This is a genomic window from Streptococcus infantis (assembly GCF_021497965.1).
In the GTDB taxonomy this organism is placed as follows: domain Bacteria; phylum Bacillota; class Bacilli; order Lactobacillales; family Streptococcaceae; genus Streptococcus; species Streptococcus infantis_B.
In genome coordinates, this window is sequence record NZ_CP046525.1 from 1,466,450 (window position 1) to 1,484,909 (window position 18,460).

Annotated in this window: 23 protein-coding genes and 1 tRNA gene; 8 read left to right on the forward strand and 16 right to left on the reverse strand. The window is 41.7% G+C overall.

All coding sequences use genetic code 11. The features are described 5' to 3' along the window. Positions 1-14: 14 nt before the first annotated feature. The 6 genes from GOM46_RS07195 to nrdR all read right to left on the reverse strand — a co-directional run bounded on the left by GOM46_RS07195 (position 15) and on the right by nrdR (position 5,621). Complete coding sequence (locus tag GOM46_RS07195; RefSeq protein WP_235083443.1) at positions 15-857, reverse strand: TPM domain-containing protein; 843 nt, start codon at positions 855-857, stop codon at positions 15-17. A gap of 192 nt (positions 858-1,049) precedes the next feature. Beyond that, a complete protein-coding gene (der, locus tag GOM46_RS07200) occupies positions 1,050-2,360 on the reverse strand; it encodes a ribosome biogenesis GTPase Der (protein WP_235083444.1) in 1,311 nt (436 codons plus the stop codon). Between the two features lie 13 nt (positions 2,361-2,373). Continuing rightward, the gene (locus GOM46_RS07205; protein WP_235083445.1) at positions 2,374-3,087 is read right to left on the reverse strand and encodes an NADPH-dependent oxidoreductase; all 714 of its coding nucleotides are present in this window, start codon (positions 3,085-3,087) and stop codon (positions 2,374-2,376) included. Beyond that, complete coding sequence (gene dnaI, locus GOM46_RS07210) at positions 3,084-3,980, reverse strand: primosomal protein DnaI (RefSeq protein WP_235083446.1); 897 nt, start codon at positions 3,978-3,980, stop codon at positions 3,084-3,086. The genes GOM46_RS07205 and dnaI overlap by 4 nt, the downstream gene beginning before the upstream one ends. Further along, entirely contained in the window at positions 3,981-5,147 is a 1,167-nt protein-coding gene (locus tag GOM46_RS07215) for a DNA helicase (protein ID WP_235083447.1), read from the reverse strand. Further along, positions 5,148-5,621 (reverse strand): transcriptional regulator NrdR, encoded by a 474-nt coding sequence (gene nrdR, locus GOM46_RS07220; protein WP_004250782.1) that lies wholly within the window; start codon positions 5,619-5,621, stop codon positions 5,148-5,150. 140 nt (positions 5,622-5,761) lie between these two features. Between nrdR and GOM46_RS07225 the strand changes: the two genes are divergently transcribed. The 3 genes from GOM46_RS07225 to GOM46_RS07235 are packed head-to-tail and all read left to right on the forward strand — an operon-like array spanning position 5,762 to position 7,573. After that, a complete protein-coding gene (locus GOM46_RS07225) occupies positions 5,762-6,127 on the forward strand; it encodes a GntR family transcriptional regulator (RefSeq protein WP_006150869.1) in 366 nt (121 codons plus the stop codon). 3 nt (positions 6,128-6,130) lie between these two features. Then, positions 6,131-6,826: an ABC transporter ATP-binding protein gene (locus GOM46_RS07230; protein WP_006150834.1), complete on the forward strand. Its 696-nt coding sequence runs from the start codon at positions 6,131-6,133 to the stop codon at positions 6,824-6,826. A 15-nt stretch (positions 6,827-6,841) separates the two neighbouring features. Then, positions 6,842-7,573: a hypothetical protein gene (locus GOM46_RS07235; protein ID WP_235083448.1), complete on the forward strand. Its 732-nt coding sequence runs from the start codon at positions 6,842-6,844 to the stop codon at positions 7,571-7,573. Positions 7,574-7,651: 78 nt separating this feature from the next. Here the strand turns inward: GOM46_RS07235 and GOM46_RS07240 are convergent, their stop codons facing one another. After that, complete coding sequence (locus GOM46_RS07240; protein ID WP_235083449.1) at positions 7,652-8,347, reverse strand: LrgB family protein; 696 nt, start codon at positions 8,345-8,347, stop codon at positions 7,652-7,654. Next, on the reverse strand, positions 8,344-8,718 hold the full coding sequence (locus GOM46_RS07245) for a CidA/LrgA family protein (RefSeq protein ID WP_235083450.1): 375 nt from the start codon (positions 8,716-8,718) through the stop codon (positions 8,344-8,346). Before GOM46_RS07245 ends, GOM46_RS07240 begins: the two co-directional genes overlap by 4 nt. A 181-nt stretch (positions 8,719-8,899) precedes the next feature. On the opposite strand from GOM46_RS07245, the gene GOM46_RS07250 reads away from it, so the two are divergent. The 3 genes from GOM46_RS07250 to trxA all read left to right on the forward strand — a co-directional run bounded on the left by GOM46_RS07250 (position 8,900) and on the right by trxA (position 9,925). Further along, positions 8,900-9,280: a MarR family winged helix-turn-helix transcriptional regulator gene (locus GOM46_RS07250; RefSeq protein WP_235083451.1), complete on the forward strand. Its 381-nt coding sequence runs from the start codon at positions 8,900-8,902 to the stop codon at positions 9,278-9,280. 94 nt (positions 9,281-9,374) lie between these two features. Then, positions 9,375-9,596 (forward strand): DUF4649 family protein, encoded by a 222-nt coding sequence (locus GOM46_RS07255; RefSeq protein ID WP_235083452.1) that lies wholly within the window; start codon positions 9,375-9,377, stop codon positions 9,594-9,596. 14 nt (positions 9,597-9,610) lie between these two features. After that, on the forward strand, positions 9,611-9,925 hold the full coding sequence (gene trxA / locus GOM46_RS07260; protein WP_001029584.1) for a thioredoxin: 315 nt from the start codon (positions 9,611-9,613) through the stop codon (positions 9,923-9,925). Between the two features lie 89 nt (positions 9,926-10,014). Here the strand turns inward: trxA and GOM46_RS07265 are convergent, their stop codons facing one another. The 8 genes from GOM46_RS07265 to GOM46_RS07300 form a co-directional block, all read right to left on the reverse strand. Then, complete coding sequence (locus GOM46_RS07265; RefSeq protein WP_006150854.1) at positions 10,015-10,683, reverse strand: MIP/aquaporin family protein; 669 nt, start codon at positions 10,681-10,683, stop codon at positions 10,015-10,017. Positions 10,684-10,857: 174 nt separating this feature from the next. Beyond that, positions 10,858-11,421 (reverse strand): DUF1307 domain-containing protein, encoded by a 564-nt coding sequence (locus tag GOM46_RS07270; RefSeq protein WP_006150859.1) that lies wholly within the window; start codon positions 11,419-11,421, stop codon positions 10,858-10,860. A 478-nt stretch (positions 11,422-11,899) separates the two neighbouring features. Next, a complete protein-coding gene (gene pepF / locus GOM46_RS07275; protein ID WP_235083453.1) occupies positions 11,900-13,696 on the reverse strand; it encodes an oligoendopeptidase F in 1,797 nt (598 codons plus the stop codon). A gap of 10 nt (positions 13,697-13,706) precedes the next feature. Beyond that, positions 13,707-14,450: a 16S rRNA (uracil(1498)-N(3))-methyltransferase gene (locus GOM46_RS07280; RefSeq protein WP_235083454.1), complete on the reverse strand. Its 744-nt coding sequence runs from the start codon at positions 14,448-14,450 to the stop codon at positions 13,707-13,709. A 1-nt stretch (position 14,451) separates the two neighbouring features. Then, positions 14,452-15,402, reverse strand: coding sequence for a 50S ribosomal protein L11 methyltransferase (prmA, locus tag GOM46_RS07285; protein WP_235083455.1), 951 nt, complete (start codon positions 15,400-15,402; stop codon positions 14,452-14,454). Then, a complete protein-coding gene (locus GOM46_RS07290; RefSeq protein ID WP_036758379.1) occupies positions 15,381-15,782 on the reverse strand; it encodes a hypothetical protein in 402 nt (133 codons plus the stop codon). The genes prmA and GOM46_RS07290 overlap by 22 nt, the downstream gene beginning before the upstream one ends. Then, on the reverse strand, positions 15,779-16,207 hold the full coding sequence (locus GOM46_RS07295; RefSeq protein ID WP_235083456.1) for an NUDIX hydrolase: 429 nt from the start codon (positions 16,205-16,207) through the stop codon (positions 15,779-15,781). The genes GOM46_RS07290 and GOM46_RS07295 overlap by 4 nt, the downstream gene beginning before the upstream one ends. A gap of 9 nt (positions 16,208-16,216) precedes the next feature. After that, positions 16,217-16,687, reverse strand: coding sequence for a DUF3013 family protein (locus GOM46_RS07300; RefSeq protein WP_235083457.1), 471 nt, complete (start codon positions 16,685-16,687; stop codon positions 16,217-16,219). 115 nt (positions 16,688-16,802) lie between these two features. On the opposite strand from GOM46_RS07300, the gene GOM46_RS07305 reads away from it, so the two are divergent. Then, positions 16,803-18,074 (forward strand): replication-associated recombination protein A, encoded by a 1,272-nt coding sequence (locus GOM46_RS07305; RefSeq protein ID WP_235084147.1) that lies wholly within the window; start codon positions 16,803-16,805, stop codon positions 18,072-18,074. Between the two features lie 262 nt (positions 18,075-18,336). Then, positions 18,337-18,409, forward strand: a tRNA-Lys gene (locus tag GOM46_RS07310). The last annotated feature ends 51 nt before the right edge of the window (positions 18,410-18,460 follow it).

The following is an 18,460-nucleotide window of genomic DNA, read 5'->3' on the forward strand; positions in this document are numbered from 1 at the left end:
ATTACATACGAACATTACCAATCATCAGATGAACCACCACCATCAAAGCCACCACCGTCCCAGCTACTAGAAGAATCTGAGCCTGAGTCAGACCAAGATGAACCCGAATCGGATGAGTCACTAAACCACCAGCCGCCGTCAGAGGAGTCTCCCCCTCCGCCACCTCTACCTCTGATAATGGCAATAATGACTCCAACGAAATATATTACCGTCAGGAACATAAAGAAATCTTTTATGGGGTCATTTTTTTGACGGCGGTTTGATGAACTAGTTCTATCTCGATTAGATTTTTTCCCACTGATACTTTCGGAATAACGTTTGATATCAGAGGAGTCATCATCAGACGAGAAGGTCCCAGTTCCTCTATAAAACTGATTGTCCAAACCTTTGGCAATCGCTAGAATTCCTTTACTATAGTCACCAGTTTTAAAATCTGTACGGCTGGCTGCCAAGATCTGCTTGGTTTGATAGTCTGTTATTCTAATGGCGGTGTTATTACTGGTTTCAATTCTTGATTTACGGTCTTGGACAGCTACTACAATGAGACTTCCAAAATTATCGCCTGAATAGCCAATCTTCCAAGCCCTAGCGGTTTCATTTGCTACCGTTTCAATGCTTTCACCTTCCAAACTGTCTACGATATAGACACCTATTTGAAGCTTTTCTGCCTTTTGACTATTGGTTTCATTTAAGTCACGAATTTGAGTAACTACTTCCTCTGTCAAATAATGATTTGGATCATAAATACCATAGTCTGGTTTTTCAGGTGCGGTAAATCCTGATAGGAAGAAAAATGCCATCAGCAATCCAAGTAGACGCACCAAGAATGGATTCTTTAACAATCTATCTTTTTTCATAATAACCTCCTTATGCAAGGAAAATTGTTTAGAGCATTATAGCATTTTGAATCTTACAAAGAAAGTACGTTTCCATTACAAAACCGTGACAAGGACCAGGAAAATGATGTTAATTTGATGACAAATTTAGTCCTACGCTCTTGGTATCCTCTACAAAAAAGAAGGTCTGAAAACCTTCTTCTTTTTATCGTTTTATTTCCGTTTTCTTGCAATCAGATGGATTGGTGTTCCTTCAAAGACAAAGGCCTTGCGGATTTGATTTTCCAAGAAACGCAAGTAAGAGAAGTGCATCAGTTCTTCTTCGTTTACAAAGATAACAAAGGTCGGTGGTTTGGTTGCCACTTGAGTCGCATAGAAAATCTTGAGGCGTTTCCCTTTGTCTGTCGGTGTCGGGTTGATGGCAATAGCATCCATAATCACATCATTCAAGACAGCTGATGGGATACGAGTATTTTGACTCTCGCTGATTTGCTTAATCATCTCTGGTAATTTGTGAAGACGTTGTTTGGTAAGAGCTGACACAAAGATAATCGGTGCGTAAGGCAAGTATTGGAACTGCTCACGGATATCCTCTTCCCAGTTTTTCATGGTGTGGTTGTCCTTATCCAGCGTATCCCACTTATTGACCACGATGATCATCCCTTTACCAGCCTCGTGAGCAAATCCAGCGATACGTTTGTCATACTCACGGATACCTTCTTCGGCATTGAGCACCATCAAGACCACATCCGAACGGTCAATGGCACGCATGGCACGCATAACAGAGTATTTCTCAGTATTTTCATAGACTTTACCAGACTTACGCATACCAGCCGTATCAATCATGATAAATTCTTGGCCATCTTCATCTTTAAAATGGGTATCAATGGCATCACGAGTTGTACCAGCTACAGGACTGGCAATGACGCGGTCCTCTCCAAGGATGGCATTGATCAGACTAGATTTTCCGACATTTGGACGACCAATCAAACTGAATTTGATGACATCTGGATTTTCTTCTTCAACTTCATGTGGAAGATTTTCGACGATAGCATCCAACACATCTCCTGTACCAATCCCGTGAACAGATGAAATTGGCAGTGGTTCACCCAAGCCTAGTGCATAAAAATCATAGATATCATTTCGCATCTCAGGATTGTCCACCTTGTTGACTGCAAGGATGACCGGTTTATGGGTTTTATAGAGTTTACGAGCTACGTATTCGTCAGCATCTGTGATTCCTTCTTTTCCAGAAACGACAAAGACGATGACGTCTGCCTCTTCCATGGCAATTTCTGCCTGGTGCTTGATTTGTTCCATAAATGGAGCATCAACATCGTCAATCCCTCCAGTATCAATCATACTGAAAGAACGGTTGAGCCACTCACCAGTAGCATAGATACGGTCTCGTGTTACTCCTTCGACATCTTCTACGATTGAGATGCGTTCCCCTGCAATACGGTTAAACAGGGTTGATTTCCCAACATTGGGACGTCCTACAATGGCAACAGTTGGTAAGGCCATGTTTTCTCACTTTCTACAATAAGTTCTTTTGTTCAAGATTTTCTCTAGTCGAGCTTGGTTCAGGCTGACCGAATTGCTCCGCAAGACGCTGACTCCAAGTGGTAGTCGCACGCGCTCCTGCGTATTCAGTCTGCACACGGTCATAAGCTTCAATAGCCTCAGCCGTTTGTTCTTGGTATTCTTCCTCAAAAACAACTTGCTCGAGTGGCAATCTTGGTTTTACATCGTGTTGTTGATTTGGTACACCTAGTGCAATCCCAAAAGCTGGATAGGTGTAGTCAGGTAGCTTGAACAATTCTGCTAATTCAACAGATTTGTAACGCACTAAACCGATAATCACTCCACCATAGCCAAGGCTTTCTGCCGCAAGCAAGGTGTTTTGCCCAGCTAATGCAGCATCTACTGAAGTGATGAGGAGCCCTTCAACTCCTTGAGGTTGGAAAGTATCTGTATGGAGACGAGCTCCTTTTTCTGCACGGTTTAAATCACCCACAAAGAGGAGAAAGGCAGCAGACTGACGAATCGCTTCTTGAGGAACAAGCTCATACAAAGCTTCTTTCTTTTCTTGACTTCTGACTACAATCACAGAATACGATTGGAAATTTTTCCAAGAAGAAGCCATTTGTCCTGCAGACAAAATGGTATTTAAATCTTCTTGAGGGATTGCTTCTTCTTTAAATCTGCGAACCGAAGTATGAGATTTTATTAATGTGATTGTTTCACTCATCGGCGATTTTCTCCTTCTAGTCGTGTTTCCTCTGCCAAATAACGGACACGCTCCATCACACGTCTAGCTTCCCAGGTTTCATTATTTCCGTTCTTGCCTTTAGCAAAATGTTTTTCCAAATCTTCAAAATTGAAATTTGAAGTAAAGAAGGTCGGTAAATCTTCTTGCATACGATATTGAAGAATCACTTGTAAGACTTCATCTCGTACCCAAGGTGTTGATTGCTCAGCACCGATATCATCAAAAATCAAAACTTCAGCTTGCTTGATTTCATCCACCAAATTCTTAACATTCCCATCACCGATAGCATTTTTGACATCAATGACAAAGCTCGGATAATGAAGAAGGGTAGATGAAACACCACGTTTTTCAGACAAATCATGGGCTAGGGCAGCCACCATAAAGCTCTTCCCAACTCCAAAGTCTCCATAGAGAAAGAGACCTTTACGGACTTCTGGATATTGCTCAACAAAGGTAAAGAGCTTTTCAAAAACTGGCATGCGTCCCAAGTCATCCAAATCAACTTGAGCTAGGCTAGCTTTTTTAAGACTAGCTGGAAGATTAATCAGTCTGAGACGGTTCTTGATAGCCGCTTCCTTCTCAGCCGCAATCAGTTCTGGAGTTTCCTCATAGGATACATCTGCGTAAGCATGGTTCATGACTAGGATAGGCTTGTAACCACGCGCGATATAGTCTGTATCTCCTCGAAGGAACTTATCTCTCTCAGTGATGTATTGGTTAAACTTGGAAATACTACGGTTCAACTCCTCCTGACTGAGAGATTCCTTCTGGATAAAAGCCGCAACATCTGGATCTTTTACAATCTGCTGGACCAAGTCCTGGTATTGAAAACGGCTGGGATGACCCTTAAGCACATCTCCTACACTTTCCATCTAGTCTCCTCCTTTTCCTAATCGGGCTAACATTTCTTTTTTCTTGCGTTCTAATTCCAAGCGAGTTTCTTCGCTGGTTTCATTTTTATATGCTGGATTACTCCATTTTGGGACATTGGTTTTTCCCTGACTTGTATTTGCTGTTTTCGGTTCTTGTCCCTTTTTATTCTCTCTGATTCGAAGTACAGCTTCCTCAGCAGACCTGACTTTGTTATAAGAGTAATCATTGGCCACTTTCATGGCATATTTTTCATTGAGGTTAGCAGAATCAACCTTATTGAAGGTCAAGAGTATAACAATGTTGATAACCTCATCAAGCAAGCCCAAATCCGCCATCTGTTTTAACAAATCGCGTTCAGCTTGGATAATTCCTGCATTTCGTGTTTGTTTGATTCCCGCTAAAAACTGTAGGGCAGTTTTGCTTTTAGCTTCCCTGATAATAGTCGCTTCTTGGGGACTGAAGTCCGACGAAACAGATTTTTGCGCTGATTTTTCACGCATACGCTTAACAGAGATAACTTGAGAAACAGCTGTCGCCTTAGCCAATTGATAGGTTTCAAACCAGGTCCATTTTTTCTCGTCAGCAATTTTAAACAACTCTAAGACATCTGTCTGTTCATCATGGAAACGGAGGCCGTCTCTAGCCATAAGTTGACGGAAATGTTCCAAATCAAAATCATTTGAAAAATTAGCTTTTCCGAGTGTTTCCTCAGTGTCAGCCATATCTTCTATCTCTGGAAAAGCCTGACTCAAAGGAACAGTCAAAGCTTCCCCATCTGCAGACTCTTGACGCAAATCAGAAACTGCTGGCTCACCGATTTTTTTCTCCAACAAGGTACGATAAACCGTATGACGCAAGAAATCCGAACTAGAAAGCGTTGGGTGAATAACAAGTTCATAGGCATCCCCATTTTGGTAAAGAGTGACCAAGTTGAAGGCTGATAAGATTTTAAAGGCTTTTAAGAGCCTATCCATCCCGAAATTGAGATGATTGAGAATAGCAGCAAAAAGATATTCCTTTTGCCCATTATCCCAAAAGGCTAGGGTGTAAAGGTAAAGACTCAGCGCATCCTGACCGATAATCGGGAGGTAGCACTGCACCAGAGATGTGGGATCTTGCGACACCCGATTATTCTTTAGAAAAGAAAAACGATCATTAGGCTTCATTTATTTTTCCTTTTTCTTCTTTGAAGATTGCGTAATTTGTTTGAGAAGATTCTCGAGCTCACTCACGTCTTTAAAACTACGATAGACACTAGCGAAACGAACATATGTGATTTCGTCAAGTTCTGCTAGCTCTTCCATTACAAGCGAACCAATGTCTTCACTTTGAATTTCATTATCATTGCGACTGAGGAGTTTTTGTTCAATACGATTGACGACCATGCCAATCTCATCACTGGACACCGGACGTTTTTGAGCTGAACGGATAATCCCATTAAAGATTTTATCTCTTGAGAACTGCTCCCGTGTGCCATCCTTTTTGACCACAACTAGCGTTCTTTCTTCTACACGTTCATAGGTCGTAAAACGATGTTGGCATTCTTCACACTCACGTCTTCTTCTAATCGTATTTCCTTCTTCAGCCTGACGGCTATCGATAACACTTGATTTAGTAGCGCCACATTTTGGACAACGCATGCCTTCCCCTCCTTGTCGTTTTCTTTTCATTATACCATTTTTTGAGCAATTCCCAAAATAATTCTCCTTTTGGCTTGACAAGTTTTTTGTTTAGTTGTACTATTTAATTAACACAAGAGAAAAATAGAAAGGAGACCGTGATGTCCTGGACATTTGATAACAACAAACCCATTTATTTGCAGATTATGGACAAAATCAAACTGCAAATTATTTCCCACAAACTTGAGCCTAGTCAACAACTCCCAACTGTTAGAGAATTGGCAAGTGAAGCTGGTGTCAATCCAAACACCATCCAACGTGCCCTATCAGACCTGGAAAGAGAAGGCTTCGTATACAGCAAGCGGACTGCTGGCCGCTTTGTCACAGAAGACTTGGACTTGATCTTCCAATCCCGCAAACAACTATCCGAAGAACAACTGCAACAGTTTGTCACAGCCATGGTAGAATTTGGCTATGAAAAAGAAGAACTACCTACTGTTTTGAGAGATTATATTGAAGGAGTTTAGACTATGACCTTATTAGAATTTGAAAATGTTTCAAAATCCTATGGACCCAACCCTGCCCTTAAAAATGTTTCCTTTGAAATTCCAGCTGGTAAGATTGTTGGTCTCCTTGGCCCAAATGGTTCTGGAAAGACAACCTTGATTAAGTTGATTAATGGCTTGCTTCAACCTGATGAAGGACGTATTCTTATCAACAATACAGAGCCTAGTCCCGAAACAAAAGCCATTGTGTCTTATCTACCTGACACGACCTACCTTAACGAGCAAATGAAGGTCAAAGAAGCTCTTACCTTCTTTAAAACCTTCTACAAGGATTTCAATCTTGATCGCGCTCAACACTTACTTCGTGATCTGGGTATCGATGAAAACAGTCGCCTTAAAAAGCTCTCAAAAGGGAACAAAGAGAAGGTCCAATTGATTCTTGTCATGAGTCGTGATGCTCGCTTATATGTCCTTGACGAGCCCATCGGAGGAGTCGACCCTGCAGCCCGTGACTATATCTTGAACACCATCATCAACAGCTACTCCCCAACTTCGACTGTCTTGATTTCAACTCATTTGATTTCAGACATCGAGCCAATCTTGGATGAGATTATTTTCCTCAAGGATGGAAAAATCGTACGTCAAGGAAATGTAGATGATATTCGCTACGAATCTGGAGAGTCTATCGATCAACTCTTCCGTCACGAATTCAAAGCTTAGGTAAAGGAGATTCTTATGTTTTGGAATTTAGTTCGTTATGAATTTAAAAATGTCAACAAATGGTTTTTTGCCCTCTATGCAGCTGTACTATCCCTATCTGTCATCATAGGAATTCACGGTAGTGCCTTATCAAGTACCTATTATCAAGACAAAGGTGCTCTCATGTTATTCTTTCTAGCTCTGGTTTTTGGGGGCCTCGTTATTACTCTGAGTATTTCAACCTTAATTTTGATCATTCAACGATTTAAGGGAAGTGTCTATGACCGTCGTGGTTATCTAACCCTAACCCTTCCAGTATCTGAACACCAGATTCTCTCTGCTAAAATCCTTGGAGCCTTTGTCTGGTCTTTGACAAGTACAGTGGTCTTTCTTTTGAGTCTTTACATCATCATTGCCATGATTAGCCCTGATGTCTTCATATCAACCTTATTCAAGGATCTTTTCGACTACTATCTAGGCAATTTATGGTTAAGCCTGACAACTTATGTCTTAAATACCCTTGCCAGCATCCTTTGTATCTACTTGTCTATTTCTATCGGTCAACTATTTGATGAATACCGTACAGCTCTAGCTGTTGTGGCCTATATTGTGATTCACACTCTCATTGGATTTAGCGATCTTTTCTTAAATATTAGTATAAATTACAGCTCTTTTCTCACTTATGAAATCATTAAAGATATCATTTTGATTGTTGTCTACTATATCGGCACCTACTACATCTTGAAGAATAAAGTTAACCTTCAATAATAAAAAACCCCTAGCAAATGAATTTTTGCTGGGGATTTTTATTGTTAAACAGATAAAAGGCCAAGAGATACTTGACCTTTAACTCAATATTATACCAGCTACAATTGGACTGATAAAGACATAAAGCAGACCTGTGACACCGATTGCCAAACCAGCCATGGCACCTGCAACTGATCCGTAGCGAAAAGCGGTCCCTGTTCCAACGGCGTGACCTGTTCCTCCTAGAGCCAAACCGGCAGCTACTGGATCGTCAATTTTTAGCCATTTTAAGAGTGTCGGTCCGATAACGCTAGTCAAAATACCAGTCGCTACTACTACGACCAAGGTGATTGTTGTGATTCCTTGTAGCTTTTCTGTGATTCCAACCGCCATCGCAGTCGTTACCGACTTTGGAAAAAGTGAAATCGCCAAGAAGAAATCCATGCCGAAAAATTTGGCGACTAGTGCTGTAAAAGTAGTATTCACGATGACTGCTAAAAAACTGCCTAACAAAATACTTCTAACATGGTGCTTCATGAGATGAAAACTTTTATAGAGAGGAATCCCGAGTGCTACTGTCGAAGGTACAATCAAGTTATTCAAATAAACCCCACCTTGATAATAGGCGGCGTAAGAAATACCCGTCAATTTCAGAAAAGCTATGATAAACAATGTTGCTAGCAGTAAGGGAGTCGTCAGAGGATGAGGGTATCGTCTAAAGATAATCATGCCTCCAAGATAAGCTAGGATAGACAAGGCTATCCCAAAAAGTGGATTGGATACAAATTCGCTCATTTGGCACCTCTTTCTTCGTAATCACCTTCATAACGCTTTTTGATAAACTGAACGACCAGCGCAATCAAGATAATATTGATCACTGCCGCAAAAAAGACAATCAAGACAATGGGCAATAAATAGGGAGCAATCACATCAAATTTCTCCATAATCCCAACCGCAGGAGGCAGAAAGAGAATGGTCATGTTGGCCAGCAGAAAATTCCCAACCATGTTGACATGACGTACCCGCAACCACTTGAACTGCAAAGCCAAAAATAAAATAATCAAACCAATAATGCTTCCAGGGATAGGCAAATGGAAAAGAACAGAAATTCCCTCACCAATCAGCGAAATCACAAAAAGAATCATTAACTGAACATATAACTTCATCGTATACTCCACAAATAGACTTTCTGCATACCAGTTTACTCCTTTTTCAGAAAATTTCAAGGAAATACACAAGAAACCTCCTTCTTGCTATCTCATCTAAAAAGTTGTATACTAATTGCGTGCGCAAGCATCTTAGATGCAAAAATCCATTTACAACTATTATAGAGGAAAGGAGATTAACATGACTTACTTAGAAAAATGGTTCGACTTCAACCGCCGACAAGTAGAGCTAGAAGCTATTTTAGAGCAAACGATCGCTGATCAGAGCGACCAAAGTCTAACGCTCAAAGAATTCTATCTCTTGCACTTTTTAAATCAGGCTCAAGAAAAATCTTTGAGACAGATTGACTTGCCAGATAAACTTCATCTGAGCCCTAGCGCTGTATCACGGATGGTGGCACGCCTAGAAGAAAAAAACTGTGGTTTACTTAGTCGGAGATGTTGCGATCAGGACAAGCGAGCTAGTTTTATCTGCCTCACTAGCGAAGGACAGACGACTCTTGCTTATCTACAAAAAGCAGTCGAAGAAAGTCTTGAAACAAAAGCAGACTGGTTGTTCTAAATTTTTCAAAAAAACTTGCGTGCGCAATCAATTTTCTTGACATTCCTTTTTCCAAGGAGTAAAATGAAGACATGATTTAGCAAAGGAGAATCCTATGATTGAAATCACTTATCTTGATGCCAGTAAGCAAGAGAGAACCGTAACATTCGAGTCATACGAAGAATTTGAACGTTCTCAACATGCCTGCCTGATTGGTGTCGCAGACTACTACCCTGTCCAAAAACTAACCTACAATGGTCATGTTCTGGACTACCATGGGACTTATGGGGATGTTTTCTTCTATCTCATGAAACAAGATTTAAGCCAATATAACTAAAAAGGAGAAATACTATGGCAAAAGCAATTACAGATGCAACATTTGAACAAGAAACTAAAGACGGATTGGTCTTAGTAGACTTCTGGGCAACTTGGTGTGGTCCATGTCGTATGCAAGGTCCAATTTTGGACAAATTGTCTGAAGAACTTTCAGAAGATGTTTTGAAAATCGTTAAAATGGACGTTGATGAAAATCCAAATACAGCTCGTTCATTTGGTATCATGTCTATCCCTACTCTTCTTTTCAAGAAAGATGGACAAGTCGTCAAACAAGTTGCAGGTGTTCACACTGCAGAACAAATCAAAGCTATCGTTGCTGAATTGAGTTAATTATAAAATCCCCCACCTCTTATCATGGGGGATTTTAATATATAAAAAACCTACTCTCCAATGTGATGAGTAGGTTTTTTGAGTTTCAATTATTCTTCAGTTCCAAGGAAATTTTTAGCAACAAGAGCTGCAAGAACTCCACCAACGATTGGTGCAAGGATGAAAATCCAAACTTGTTGAAGAGCTGCGCCACCTACCAATACAGCAGGAGCCAAGCTACGAGCTGGGTTTACTGAAAGACCAGTAATATTCAATCCAACAAGGATCAAAGCAGTCAATGACAAACCAATCACCAAACCAGCAATAGCACCATTACCTTTGCTTGCTGATGTTACAGTCATGATCACCAAAACAAACAAGAAAGTTGCAATTGTTTCAAACAAGAAACCACCAAAGACAGTTACACCATTTGCCAAGGCATTTTCACCAAGACTTGCAGTTGACATACCTGAATTTGCCAAGAGGAAGAATACAGCCCCAGATGCAAGGAAAGCACCAACTACTTGTCCAAGGATGTAGTTTACAAGCTCTGAAGATGACAAACGTTTGTTTACAAACATAGCGATAGAAACAGCTGGGTTCAAGTGAGCACCTGAAACAGTTCCAATTGAGAAGGCTGCGACTACGATTGCTAAACCAAAAGCAAGAGCAATCCCAAGGTGTCCAAGTCCTTCAACACCATTTCCAAAAACAACAGCTCCTGTTCCGATGAACACAAGCATAAATGTACCGATTAATTCAGCAACAAATTTTTTCATAATTAGTCTCCTTTTTTTCAACTACCTATTAGTCTATCAAAAGAAGGGGAGGGATTCAAGAAAAGTGCTTGGAAAATTGCAGGTCTTTGCACTTTTGGTTACCCGAGGCTAGTCAGGACAAACAGCACCAAGGACGGCTAAGGAGTGTCTTTGGTGCTGTTTATTTGGTTGAGTTTATTCTGTATATTCAACATAACCTTTTTCTTGTAATTTAGCTGCAGCTTCACTAATTTTCACTGGTTTTGGTTTGGTCGCAGGAAATTGATTTGGATCGCGTCGATGTAACTCTTTCCAGTCCATAGTTTGGTAATCATATATTACGGTTTGAATGTATTCTCCATCTTCCTTCTCAACTTTAGAGGTTATTCCAGTTACATCCTTATAAAGCTCTTGACTTTTGTTCAGAAGTTGAACAACCTCTTCTTCAGATTTGCCTAATCCTTTAGGGTTATAAAAGTAAATACCAATCTGTTTATAGACGATGTCATCCTTGAAGTAGTAGATAAGAAATGTTGATCCACCTTTATCTATACGCTTGAATCTTTGTACACCGTCTTTTGGCAGAGCTTCTGTTGTATTTTGTTTATTGGACGCTACTTGTGTTGTTGGAGCAGTCGTGGTTTCTTGAGCTGTTTGTGAAGTTTGCGCTGCGCTTCCTGCTGAATTGTTTTGTCCGCAAGCCGCAAGGGCGAAAACCGTTAATAGTAATACGAGTGATGTTTTTAAAGTTTTATTCATAGTGATTTACGTCTCCCTTGATCACTTTTATTTTACTATTGAACATAACCATTTTCAAGTAATTTTGGAACACCGTCACTATATTTTAAGATTGACGGATTATCATCTGGATGTGTTTCAGGAGATCGCTTATGTAATTCTTTCCAAATTTATTCCCGACTATAGCTTGGTTTTTCTTCTGTCACTTTACTTTGTAATTCTTGATACATCCCTAGCACCTCTGCTTTTCTAGTCACTGATCAAAAAGCCATTCATAGATGACTTTTTATTTCTTAAACATCGAATTTTTAATGAAAGAGAATATGGTACAAAAATGAAGTAAAGCACAAGCAATACCAGCTCTACTTTCAGTTCAGTTTTGAAATCACAGCCTCCAACGGCTTTTTTGAAAATAGCTACAAATAATCCAAAGATAATGACTGTCAACCATCCAAAGATCATCAGCAAAGCAATCACCCACCTCTCTATTACTTTACACTTACTCTCCCAACTCTGCACTGTAGGCGATAATCTGATCAACCGTGTCAGACAAGAACTGGATGGTATCACGGAGTGGTTTGTCTGTTGAAATATCCGCACCTATAATCATGGCTGACTCAAGTGGTGTCTTGCTACCACCTGATTTGAGGAGGTTGAGCCAGTCTTCAGCTCCAGTTTCCGAATGTTTCAGATGGAGGTAACCCGCAGTCGAGATGACAAGTCCGGCTGAGTAGGTGTAGCTATACAAACCCATATAGTAGTGAGCTTGGCGCATCCAAGTCAAAGCCGCATCATCATCAATCTCAATAGCATCACCCCAGAAGTCTGTCAAGACTTCCTTCATAATGCTGTTGAGTTTGCTTGCTCCAAAGGTTTCCCCTTCTTCAATCAGTGTATATACCTTACGTTGAAAAGCTGCTTCCAAGAGATGGGTAATAAAGTTATGGAAGTAGGTGTCCGTCAAGCGATGAGCTAAGGCAAAGCGTTTCTGACGTGGGTCATCAGATTGGTGTTCTAAGTAATCACTTAACAGCAATTCATTGAAGGTTGACGGTGCTTCGACATAGTAGGTCGACATGTGGGCATTGAAGTAGCTCTGATGATTATCCGAAAAAATAAATTGACCAGAATGCCCAATTTCATGAATCAAGGTATAAACATCGCTCAAACGACCTGTCCAGCTCATGAGGACATATGGATGCACACGATATGGATCAGCTGCATAACCACCAGAATCCTTGCCACTATTAGCAGCGAAGTCAACCCAGCGCTCTTCTTGATAGCGAGCGATTTCCTGACTGTATTCTTGACCCAAAGGTGCGACTGATTTCATAACTAAATCATAGGCATCATCAATGCTAACCTCTGGATTGAGAGCATTGTCCAAGTCCAATTTCCAATCAGCAAAGGTCATCTTCTCAAGACCATTCACCTTGGCAACATGCTTGAGGTATCTCTGAGCAACTGGCGCAAAGTCCTTCATGATGAGGTCAATCTGGCGGTCAAACATGGCACGGTCCACTTCTTGCTCAGCCAAAAGATAGTCGAATACTGAGTCATAACCTTTCATATCTGCCAACAATTTCTCAGACTTTACCTGAGCAAGATAGGCTGCCGCAGCTGTATTTTGGTGCTTACGTAGTCCATCTGAGAAGGAACGGAAAGATTTCTCACGAACTTCAGCATCCTCGTGATTTTGGTAGAAATTTTCATAGGTCACAAAGCTGTTTTTGTAGGTTTTTCCATGGGCTTCAAAGTCAGCCATTTCGAAATCCCCAGCTCGCATCTTGGTGTAAATATCCTGTGGACTGTAGAAAACTTCGCCAAGATTAGTCAAGGCCTTCTCCACATCAGCCCCTAGATAGTGGGCTTTTTTGATTTTGGCCTGACGAATGGCTGCAGTCAAGTGAGGCAATTCACCCAAATGGTCCAAGACTTCCTCGTCTGCTGCCACCAAGGCATCATCAAAGAAGGTCAAGGCTACGCTGGCATCTGTTTCAAAGTCCATTCCAGCTTGGGCGATATTGGCAAAATCTTCATTGCTATAATCTGTCGTCTGAGGCATAAAGGCATAATTACCAATATGGCTCATCTGGATATAGATTTGCTCCAATTCTGCAAAGGCCTTATCAAAATCCTCAAAAGTGTGAAGATTGCCCTTGTAGTCACGGCTAAATTGATTGATGTCTTCACGCGCCTTCTCTATCGCACGCAAGAAATCCTCACGGTCTTGATATAGGGCTGTTAAGTCCCAAAGTTCATTTTCAGGAAATTCTGAACGGTGTTTTTGTTCCATCTTTTTCCTCTTATTTCTCTAATTCTAACAAAACACTGATGGCTGATAAGGCATAAAGCGGTGCTGTTTCTGCTCGTAGGATGCGAGGGCCCAGACCTGCAAGAACTGCTCCTTTGGCTTCAAAACTTTCAATTTCTGCGGGTGAAAGACCACCTTCTGGTCCAAAGATAAAGAGCAGTTTAGATCCTTTTTCTAACCCAGCAACAGCTTGAATAAGGGCAGCTGATTCACCTTCTTTTGCTGACTCTTCATAGGCCACCACAATGCGGTCAAACTGGTCCAGTTGGGCTAGAAAATCAGACTTTTTTTCAAAAAGAGTGATACTTGGAACAAAGTTCCGCTTGCTTTGTTCTGCTGCTCCAAGGGCAATTTTTTCTAACTTCTCAACCTTTTTGCCCAATTTCTTGCCGTCCCATTTGGCAACTGACCAGTCTGCAGGAAAGGCCCAGATTTGGCTTGCACCCAGTTCCGTCACCTTTTGAGTGATAAACTCGAGTTTATCCCCCTTGGGAAAGCCTGAAGCGGTGGTCACTTGAATAGGTAGTTCCACATTATCAGCTAATTCTTCAACCAACTCAAACTGACGCGCCTCTACATTTACCACGCGCGCCAAGCGCTTGATGCCATCATCAAAGACCAAAGTAACCTCATCATTTTCCTTCAGGCGCATGACCTGAAACATGTGCTTACTGGTTTCCTTGTCCTCAATAGTGACAGGAGAACTAGCCAAACCTTTTACAAAATACTGTTGCATGCTAGCCTCCAATCACACCAGAGATATCCTTAGTTTTTTTGAAGACACAGGCATTCCATTCCCCTTGAATCATATGAGTTTCAAGGAAAAATCCAGCTGCTTCTGCTGACTCACGGACCATGTCCCACTTGTCCCTGATAATGCCACTCATGATGAGGTAACCTTCATCCTTGACCAAGTGATAAGCATCCTCTGTCAGATGAATGAGGATATCTGCCAAGATATTAGCCACGATGACATCTGCCTCAATCTCAACACCCTTAAGCAAATCTCCTGCTGCTACATGGATGTTTTCCATGCCAGGATTGAGCTCAATATTTTCCTGAGCGACTCGAACCGCTACATCATCTAGGTCATAGGCGAAAATCTCCTTGGCACCTAGGAGTGAGCTTGCAATAGAAAGAACCCCTGAACCAGTCCCTACATCTAGCACTGTTTCTCCACCACGAAGGACCTGCTCCAAGGCAAAAAGACTCATCTTGGTCGTAGGGTGGGTTCCTGTTCCAAAGGCCATCCCTGGATCTAGCTTGATAATCTTTTCTCCCGCCGTCGCCTCATAGTCCGTCCATGATGGTACGATGGTCAGGTCATGGGTAATGCGAGCTGGTTCATAGTATTTCTTCCAGTTGTCTGCCCAGTCTTCCTCAGCCAAGGCAGTCGTCCCAATCTTGACCTCTCCCAAATCCATAAAGTCTGTCAATTCTGCAAGACGAGTTTGCAAGTCCGCTTCCACCGCTGCTACATCAACTGTGTCAGGGTAGTAGGCAGTCACCACGATTTCTTCTTGCTGCTCGACCTCAGGGAAAATCTCACCGAAACGGTCGACATTTCCCACATAGTCCATGCTGTCTTCGATCGCTACCCCTTGGGCGCCTAACTCGATCAAGAGATTGGAAACTAATTCCTCTCCCTCACGCTTAACCGTTACTTTTAACTCTTGCCATGTTTCCATTTTGTATTTTCCTTATTCTTCTTAAATTCTTCAATCACATCTGTATAGTGTTCTTTCATTGCGCTATGAATCTGCTGTTTAAAAATACCAAACATAAGATAATAAACAAATAGAACAATTCCTGCAAGCAGTAGCAGTAATAAAAAATGTACTGAAAGGGGCAGTACGAGACCTTCACCACTCAGTAAGGGTAAAACAAGCATTAATCCCCAAATAACAGCCATAGAGATCCCAGCTACTTTCGTACCACTTTCTCTCTGCTTCTTTAACTTTAAATATTCCATGTAAATGAATGTAGCTTCTTCCCTAGAGTATTGTCCAGTTTTTAGTTTGCGTTTAACTTCCTTGTTTAACGTGGTTGTTGCAATCGCAAAAATCATTTCACTTCCTCCAAATAATCCCTCAATCTACCCTGCAACTGCGGAACTACTTGACTGGATGTCAAAAATTCCTCAATGTTCATCAATTTATAGCCCTGCCCTTCATCTCCAAAGGTGATACTGTCAAACTGTTCTTGACTTAGTTGCCCGACCATAAATACTGACTGTCTGCCTTCATAGAGCATGCTGGGATAGACCTTACTCCAGAGCAGGCAATCTTCGGTCAAGTGAATGCCTAGTTCCTCATAAACTTCACGCGCCGCGCATTCAAATGGGCTTTCGTCCCCTTCACGACCACCACCCGGCAACTCCCACATATTGGGCCAAGGGATATTTTCCTTGTCATCACGCAAGATGGTCAGTAGCTTATCTCCGCAAAATAGAGCAATCTTGCAACCTTGGAAATCAGTAAGTTCTATTTCCATGCTAGACTCCTAATATCTCGGATAAGGATAAAATTCTCCCTCTTCCAAGCCTGCTTTCCCTTCTTCAAAGACTTCTTGGTTCCATTCCATGACGAATTCTTCTGCTTCTGGGTCTTCCAAAAAGTCCATGAGGGCATCTAGTCCAACCTCTGCAGTATCTTTGAGGAATAGCGCAAAATAAGCTAAAAATTCACGAGAAAAACCTTTCTTAGGCAGATAAGGGATGACTGCCAAATAGTCTTCCTCATTAACTGTTGACTTGGCAGGGTTGTAAAAGAGTACCGCTTCTTCAAAGAGAATATCATCTGACGACACCTCTCCGTCCTCATCTAGCATCTCCACTCCTGCAGGATTTTGTGCCTCTAGCAAAAAACTCACTTCAACTGCATGATTGCGCTTGTCCCAGCTAATCTCATAGTCAAAAGGAAAGTTCTTATCCAATTCTTCTTGTAAAACATCTAAAAATCCGTATGTTGCCATCTTGTCCTCTTTCTATACAACTCTTCAATCGCCCCGAATACTCGGAAATATGCTAAAATAGATACTACCATATTACCACATTCGTATCAGAAAATCCATGTTAGAAAGGACTGCTATGCCAGACAATCTCGCGCTTCGTATGCGCCCAAAAACCATCGACCAGGTTATCGGTCAAGAGCATCTGGTAGGCCCAGGAAAAATCATCCGCCGTATGGTGGAGGCTAACCGCTTGTCCTCCATGATTCTCTATGGACCTCCGGGTATCGGAAAAACCAGTATCGCTTCAGCCATCGCTGGAACGACCAAGTATGCTTTTCGGACCTTCAATGCCACTGTTGATAGTAAAAAACGTCTCCAAGAAATCGCTGAGGAAGCTAAATTCTCAGGTGGCCTTGTACTGCTACTAGACGAGATTCATCGCCTTGACAAGACTAAACAAGACTTTCTCCTGCCTCTTTTGGAAAGTGGTCTAGTCATCATGATTGGGGCTACGACTGAAAATCCTTTCTTTTCTGTCACCCCAGCCATTCGTAGCCGTGTTCAGATTTTTGAGTTGGAACCCTTATCTAACCTAGATGTTAAAGAAGCCATTCAAATCGCCCTGACTAACCCTGAACGAGGCTTTGATTTCCCTGTTGAGTTAGATGATGATGCCCTTGATTTTATCGCAACATCTACCAATGGAGATCTCCGTTCTGCCTTCAATTCGCTTGATTTGGCAGTTCTCTCCACCCCAGAAAATGATGACGGTGTCCGTCACATCACGCTCGACATCATGGAAAATAGTCTTCAGAGAAGCTACATCACTATGGACAAGGATGGAGACGGACACTATGATGTTCTATCTGCCCTTCAAAAGTCTATTCGCGGATCAGATGTGGACGCTAGTCTCCACTATGCTGCTCGCTTGATAGAGGCCGGTGACCTTCCTAGCCTAGCTCGTCGTTTGACTGTTATTGCTTATGAAGATATCGGTTTGGCCAATCCCGAAGCCCAGATTCATACCGTGACTGCTCTGGATGCAGCACAGAGGATCGGTTTCCCCGAAGCCCGCATCCTCATTGCCAATGTTGTGATTGATTTGGCCCTTTCTCCAAAATCCAACTCAGCCTATGTAGCTATGGACAAGGCTCTGTCTGACCTTAAAACCTCAGGTCACCTACCAATCCCACGTCACCTGCGAGATGGCCACTATAGTGGTAGCAAGGAATTAGGCAATGCCCAAAACTACCTCTATCCACATAACTACCCAGGTCACTGGGTCAAACAAGAGTACTTGCCAGAAAAAATTCGCAACCATAGCTACTTCTCACCAGAAGATAGTGGAAAATACGAACGTGCCCTGGCTCAACGCAAGGAAACCATTGATAAATTACGAAACTTATGAAATCCTTTTCAAAATTTTTAATTTTCCCTTGATTTTTTTTGAAAAAGTGGTATCATATAATCATAGAAACGCTGTGGTGTACGACTTCACATTTAAGTGTTGACCGACTATTTTTTGTATTATTAGGGAAACAAAAGTCTTCTAACAGCATGTAGGCCGTCTCACACGGAAACAGCTTCAGTTAGAGCGAGTTGCCCACCTGCTTAATTGCGCGGGTTCAATACAAACCGTGAAGTTTCGGCACCAATACAGCTTTTTATTTGCCTCCTTAGCTCAGTTGGTAGAGCAGTAGACTCTTAATCTATGGGTCACAGGTTCGAGCCCTGTAGGGGGCATCTAAATCAACAGGAAAAAGCCTTTATTTATAAGGCTTTTTTGCTTGTCTA

Bases quoted from the DNA above. Each gene is read 5' to 3' on its own strand.
- GOM46_RS07195 (WP_235083443.1), bottom strand. From the start codon at position 857: ATGAAAAAAGATAGATTGTTAAAGAATCCATTCTTGGTGCGTCTACTT.
- der (WP_235083444.1), bottom strand. From the start codon at position 2,360: ATGGCCTTACCAACTGTTGCCATTGTAGGACGTCCCAATGTTGGGAAA.
- GOM46_RS07205 (WP_235083445.1), bottom strand. From the start codon at position 3,087: ATGAGTGAAACAATCACATTAATAAAATCTCATACTTCGGTTCGCAGA.
- dnaI (WP_235083446.1), bottom strand. From the start codon at position 3,980: ATGGAAAGTGTAGGAGATGTGCTTAAGGGTCATCCCAGCCGTTTTCAA.
- GOM46_RS07215 (WP_235083447.1), bottom strand. From the start codon at position 5,147: ATGAAGCCTAATGATCGTTTTTCTTTTCTAAAGAATAATCGGGTGTCG.
- nrdR (WP_004250782.1), bottom strand. From the start codon at position 5,621: ATGCGTTGTCCAAAATGTGGCGCTACTAAATCAAGTGTTATCGATAGC.
- GOM46_RS07225 (WP_006150869.1), top strand. From the start codon at position 5,762: ATGTCCTGGACATTTGATAACAACAAACCCATTTATTTGCAGATTATG.
- GOM46_RS07230 (WP_006150834.1), top strand. From the start codon at position 6,131: ATGACCTTATTAGAATTTGAAAATGTTTCAAAATCCTATGGACCCAAC.
- GOM46_RS07235 (WP_235083448.1), top strand. From the start codon at position 6,842: ATGTTTTGGAATTTAGTTCGTTATGAATTTAAAAATGTCAACAAATGG.
- GOM46_RS07240 (WP_235083449.1), bottom strand. From the start codon at position 8,347: ATGAGCGAATTTGTATCCAATCCACTTTTTGGGATAGCCTTGTCTATC.
- GOM46_RS07245 (WP_235083450.1), bottom strand. From the start codon at position 8,718: ATGAAGTTATATGTTCAGTTAATGATTCTTTTTGTGATTTCGCTGATT.
- GOM46_RS07250 (WP_235083451.1), top strand. From the start codon at position 8,900: ATGACTTACTTAGAAAAATGGTTCGACTTCAACCGCCGACAAGTAGAG.
- GOM46_RS07255 (WP_235083452.1), top strand. From the start codon at position 9,375: ATGATTGAAATCACTTATCTTGATGCCAGTAAGCAAGAGAGAACCGTA.
- trxA (WP_001029584.1), top strand. From the start codon at position 9,611: ATGGCAAAAGCAATTACAGATGCAACATTTGAACAAGAAACTAAAGAC.
- GOM46_RS07265 (WP_006150854.1), bottom strand. From the start codon at position 10,683: ATGAAAAAATTTGTTGCTGAATTAATCGGTACATTTATGCTTGTGTTC.
- GOM46_RS07270 (WP_006150859.1), bottom strand. From the start codon at position 11,421: ATGAATAAAACTTTAAAAACATCACTCGTATTACTATTAACGGTTTTC.
- pepF (WP_235083453.1), bottom strand. From the start codon at position 13,696: ATGGAACAAAAACACCGTTCAGAATTTCCTGAAAATGAACTTTGGGAC.
- GOM46_RS07280 (WP_235083454.1), bottom strand. From the start codon at position 14,450: ATGCAACAGTATTTTGTAAAAGGTTTGGCTAGTTCTCCTGTCACTATT.
- prmA (WP_235083455.1), bottom strand. From the start codon at position 15,402: ATGGAAACATGGCAAGAGTTAAAAGTAACGGTTAAGCGTGAGGGAGAG.
- GOM46_RS07290 (WP_036758379.1), bottom strand. From the start codon at position 15,782: ATGATTTTTGCGATTGCAACAACCACGTTAAACAAGGAAGTTAAACGC.
- GOM46_RS07295 (WP_235083456.1), bottom strand. From the start codon at position 16,207: ATGGAAATAGAACTTACTGATTTCCAAGGTTGCAAGATTGCTCTATTT.
- GOM46_RS07300 (WP_235083457.1), bottom strand. From the start codon at position 16,687: ATGGCAACATACGGATTTTTAGATGTTTTACAAGAAGAATTGGATAAG.
- GOM46_RS07305 (WP_235084147.1), top strand. From the start codon at position 16,803: ATGCCAGACAATCTCGCGCTTCGTATGCGCCCAAAAACCATCGACCAG.